We start from the raw sequence: 3,830 nt of genomic DNA, 5'->3' as shown, positions 1-3,830 counted from the left end.
CTTGTCAATCGTCCGAACGTAACGCATCATTTGGTGTAGTTACAAGCTGCATCCGCTTGTCGGTGCAGTAATTGACTCATTACTACAATCTGGTGGACTATGCCTGTAGAAAAAGAACAAGTAGCAAATTAACACAACGAGTTTTCAGTTTGATTGCAGATATCATTGCATCTAGTTTTTTCAGAATTGATGACGATAATGATGCACTTTTAATTCACTTTTGGAGTTTTTATTTAATGTCTATAACTATTAATTCTGCATGGTGCTTTGCAACCGCCTTTTCAAAAACCAATTATTGGTCGTGAAGCAGTTTTAAGCTATATGCGGGAAGAATGCCAGGGACTTAAATTGATGCCAGAGCGAGGCAAAATTGAGTCAATGGACCAAGGTTATACTTCCATTAAACTTACAGGCAAAGTCCAAACGCCTTGGTTTGGTTCTAGTGTTGGTATGAATATTGCCTGGCGGTTTTTACTCGATCCTCAAGACAATATTTTCTTTGTAGCGGTTGATTTACTGGCATCACCAAAAGAACTACTCAACCTAGTACGTCAAAAGTAAATTAGCATCTTGACCGAACTGAGGTATCAGCAAGTAACAATTTCCAAGCTTGCTGTGCGTACCTCAATTAATTAAAAAACAAGCTTTCAATACACTCATTTAATAGGAATTTAATTTAGGAATCATCATGGGAGATAAAAAAAGAGGCAACAAAGAAGCCAAAAAGCCCAAACAGCGATCGGATGGGACTAAAAAACAAAAGAAAGATCCTAAAAGATATGATGGATTGCCGACTAAGTAATCATCTATTTGTCGAAGTCCAAGATCAATTCGTAGTGTCGATTGAAATGTTAATCACTACGAATAGTCTTGCAGAAAGAAGCGATTCAAGCTTGGCGGGAAGGTGGTTCTCAAATGCCCAAGGTCTTAGTAATGGGGGGAAAAGAGCAAGCTGGAGTTCCTTTTTTGTTTAATCTAGGCGAGCGCTCTCATCAGGCTTTTGAACCGATTTGGCAGATTATCAAATGCTGGCATAGCTTTTTCTATGTTACTGATGGATGGAAAGTATATCCAAAGTATATCGAGCAGCGGAATGCAGTGAACGCAGGCACTTGAATTGAATTCAAGTGTACCGTTCACCTGAAGATCATCTTGTTAGTAAGACCTATATGACACGAGTCGAAGGAGAAAATACAAGACTTAGACACTATCTAGCCCGATTACATCGCAAGACTCTTTGCTATTCTAAATCTCTTCTATTACTCAAATATTCCCTCCGCTTGCTATTGCACTATTTGAGATTTGGTACACTTCAAGTTTGTTTTTGAGGCATTACGCATCCACCAACGCCTGAATTCTCAGTTTCTAGTAACTTTCCCAGCGCATCTCTAGCTGAAAGAATTTCAAGAACCTGATTTTTATTCGTTAAAGAATTAGGAGCAGTTATACAGTTCAAAGCCTTTTTGTAGCGTTCTAAAGGAGTTTGAAGGAGATTAGGAGATGGTGGAGGATTGTTCATCATGTTTTCTCCATTAACTTTTCCAACTTTTGACTTTAAAACTAAATTAGGCTGTTAAATTAAAATTATTCTAGCTCATTTAGGCTCTATTTAGTACTACAAATTTGCACTTTGAGTTGCGATCGCTTTAGAGGGAATACCAGAAGAACTGATACCAGTGAAGAGTTACAACCGATTCCAAAGGCAAACATTAAATCTATTGGCTTGGCGATCGATTTGACTATTTGTTAAATCACTCTCATTCATAGCTGTTAGCTATTAGCTTTTTAATAAAAATGCTGTGCTAATGTCTGATTTTCAAGATTTTCATAACATCAATACAGCCATGCAGCCTAGCAATGTTACTACTGGGATAATCCAAGCGATAATAACTGATTTCCCAACCAAGTCGTGAGCGAATTGCGTCTGCATCACTAATTGTTGCTGCTTCTTGAGCAAAACCGAAGTCGAGTTAACCAAGCCCGTCGAAATAGTTTTCAAATTCCGATTCTCTTGTGTCAATCCTTCCAAGACTTGAATCAACTTCGTATCTAACTTCCGTTGATTCTCTAAAACACTCCGTAACTGACTATCCAATTGCCCATGTATCCAATTAGAAGTATCAACCACCTGCGTTGTATAAGCTTCAACCGACTCCTCAAGCTCCATCTTAGCTTTAACTAGCTTCTCCCCCGAACCGCCCAGCACCTCAACCGCAGCTAGATTCTGCGCCACACAGAAATAAAAATCAAACAACTCATTGTCCACAAAATACTGATTGTTACTCAGCCATTGATCTACTCGCTCTTTAATCTCAGGTTTTTCTTTACCTAACCTTTGCTCTACAAACTCTCGCAACTCATTCTGCTGCTGAGATAAAGTTGACTTTTTCAAATAACTCACTGATTCACCTTGAGACTTTCAACATTAAACCCAACAGTTGACAATCCAGCATATACCCGTCGCAGATAGCCCCTTAACCCAGCCAACTGAGCCGTACTAAACGCCGAATATCTCCTCGCTTCAGTGAAACTCAAAGCATTCTTATATACCGTTGTGGCAGTATCCAGCCTCAATTTCGGCAAGTCAATCACCTTCAACTGATATTCAGCTATCAACTCAGGGGTAATAAAAGAATCAAAACTTGACCACTCTTCGCACCGACCAAAATTCCTCACCAAAATATGAGTCGCATTATCCTGAACAAACTCCAGAGTCCTCAAAAACCCTTCATAACATTCCGTCGAATCATCCAGCACATACCAATTCTGAATCTCCACACCCAGATCCCTTGAAGCCTCTAAAATATCGCTAGCCGTCAGCCAATGATTAAACGCCTCTTCCACATTTCCTGGCAAGTCAACTAACACCAATTTCTCTAAAGCCAAATCCAAAATTTGGTCAGGTATCTTCAAATTCCGATCCAGTTCACTAAAGCGAGTGGGTAGAGCAAACTCAGGATAAGCTTTCAAAAAACTCTCCTGTCTATCCGCATCCACCCCATAAAAATCCAACCCCGATTCTAGACAGTAAGCCGCCTTTAATTTAGATAGCAATGTCTTACCCACACCACCCTTCTTACAGTTAGATATCTGAATACCTGGACGAGTGGAAATTATCTCAGATGTTGATTTTGCTAGCTTAGTTTTAGCTTTCATTTTGTTGTTCTAGGTTTGTGTATAGCTTTTAGCCATCAGCTATCAGCCTTCAGCTTTTTCTGAAAGGCAATCATCATACGTGATATTTCATCAATTTTGCCCACAAGCAAGTCAAACTTGTCTACAGATAAATAACCTAAATCTCTGGCAATAAATAACTGACAACGCACCTCATAGGCGCTACCTTGAGCTAGGTCTACAAATCTACTAAATTCTGAGGGCGTAATTTGTGGGTTTCCCGCAAATGTTGACCGCCCGAAATCTCCATTGCGACCGCAGCCCTCTGCCAAATTAGACTCAATGGAAACCGAAGCTCGACGTATTTGGTTGGTCAGCCCAAACTTTTCTTCTGAAGGGAAGTCGGCAGTCATTTTATACAAGTTGACTGTAAAGCTATGAGCTTTCTGCCAAACCTTCAATTGAGTAAAATCTTGCATGAAATTAATTATTATATGATGAACAGCTGATAGCTGATAGCTGATAGCTGAGGGCTGATAGCTCAAAAAATTACTTGCTCGCAAATAACTTATCTACTGCTGATCGCTTTCTATCTGGTTGACTTATTTCAGTACTCGCATCGTCTCCAATTTCTTTAAGCTGTTTCTTGAGCAAAACCGAATTAACAGTACGAGAAGTCTGTATTCCTTCTGCTTCTTGGTTCAAAGAGCGACGGT

The 3,830-nt window shown here is 39.7% G+C and carries 4 protein-coding genes and 3 pseudogenes; 3 read left to right on the top strand and 4 right to left on the bottom strand.

The window, feature by feature from the left end:
- Positions 1-261: 261 nt before the first annotated feature.
- From C7B62_RS24950 to C7B62_RS27305, 3 pseudogenes are all read left to right on the top strand, one after another.
- A pseudogene (locus C7B62_RS24950) lies at positions 262-561 on the top strand (ketosteroid isomerase family protein); the annotation flags it as partial.
- A gap of 300 nt (positions 562-861) precedes the next feature.
- Positions 862-984, top strand: a pseudogene (locus C7B62_RS27310) (prohibitin family protein); the annotation flags it as partial.
- A pseudogene (locus tag C7B62_RS27305) lies at positions 976-1,328 on the top strand (IS1 family transposase); the annotation flags it as partial. The pseudogenes C7B62_RS27310 and C7B62_RS27305, both read left to right, overlap by 9 nt.
- Here C7B62_RS27305 and C7B62_RS24935 read toward each other — a convergent pair.
- The 4 genes from C7B62_RS24935 to C7B62_RS24920 form a co-directional block, all read right to left on the bottom strand.
- Entirely contained in the window at positions 1,313-1,522 is a 210-nt protein-coding gene (locus C7B62_RS24935) for a hypothetical protein (protein ID WP_146132220.1), read from the bottom strand. The pseudogene C7B62_RS27305 and the gene C7B62_RS24935 sit on opposite strands and share 16 nt — an antisense overlap.
- A 303-nt stretch (positions 1,523-1,825) precedes the next feature.
- The gene (locus C7B62_RS24930; protein ID WP_106244154.1) at positions 1,826-2,401 is read right to left on the bottom strand and encodes a hypothetical protein; all 576 of its coding nucleotides are present in this window, start codon (positions 2,399-2,401) and stop codon (positions 1,826-1,828) included.
- Positions 2,398-3,156 (bottom strand): hypothetical protein, encoded by a 759-nt coding sequence (locus tag C7B62_RS24925; protein ID WP_106244150.1) that lies wholly within the window; start codon positions 3,154-3,156, stop codon positions 2,398-2,400. Before C7B62_RS24925 ends, C7B62_RS24930 begins: the two co-directional genes overlap by 4 nt.
- Positions 3,157-3,191: 35 nt before the next feature.
- Positions 3,192-3,593: a four helix bundle protein gene (locus C7B62_RS24920; protein WP_106244163.1), complete on the bottom strand. Its 402-nt coding sequence runs from the start codon at positions 3,591-3,593 to the stop codon at positions 3,192-3,194.
- Positions 3,594-3,830: the final 237 nt, after the last annotated feature.

The sequence above is a fragment of the Pleurocapsa sp. CCALA 161 genome, assembly GCF_003003995.1.
Taxonomy (GTDB): domain Bacteria; phylum Cyanobacteriota; class Cyanobacteriia; order Cyanobacteriales; family Xenococcaceae; genus Waterburya.
The sequence above is the reverse complement of the archived record's forward strand: the minus strand, read 5'-3'. Positions and strand labels throughout refer to the sequence as shown.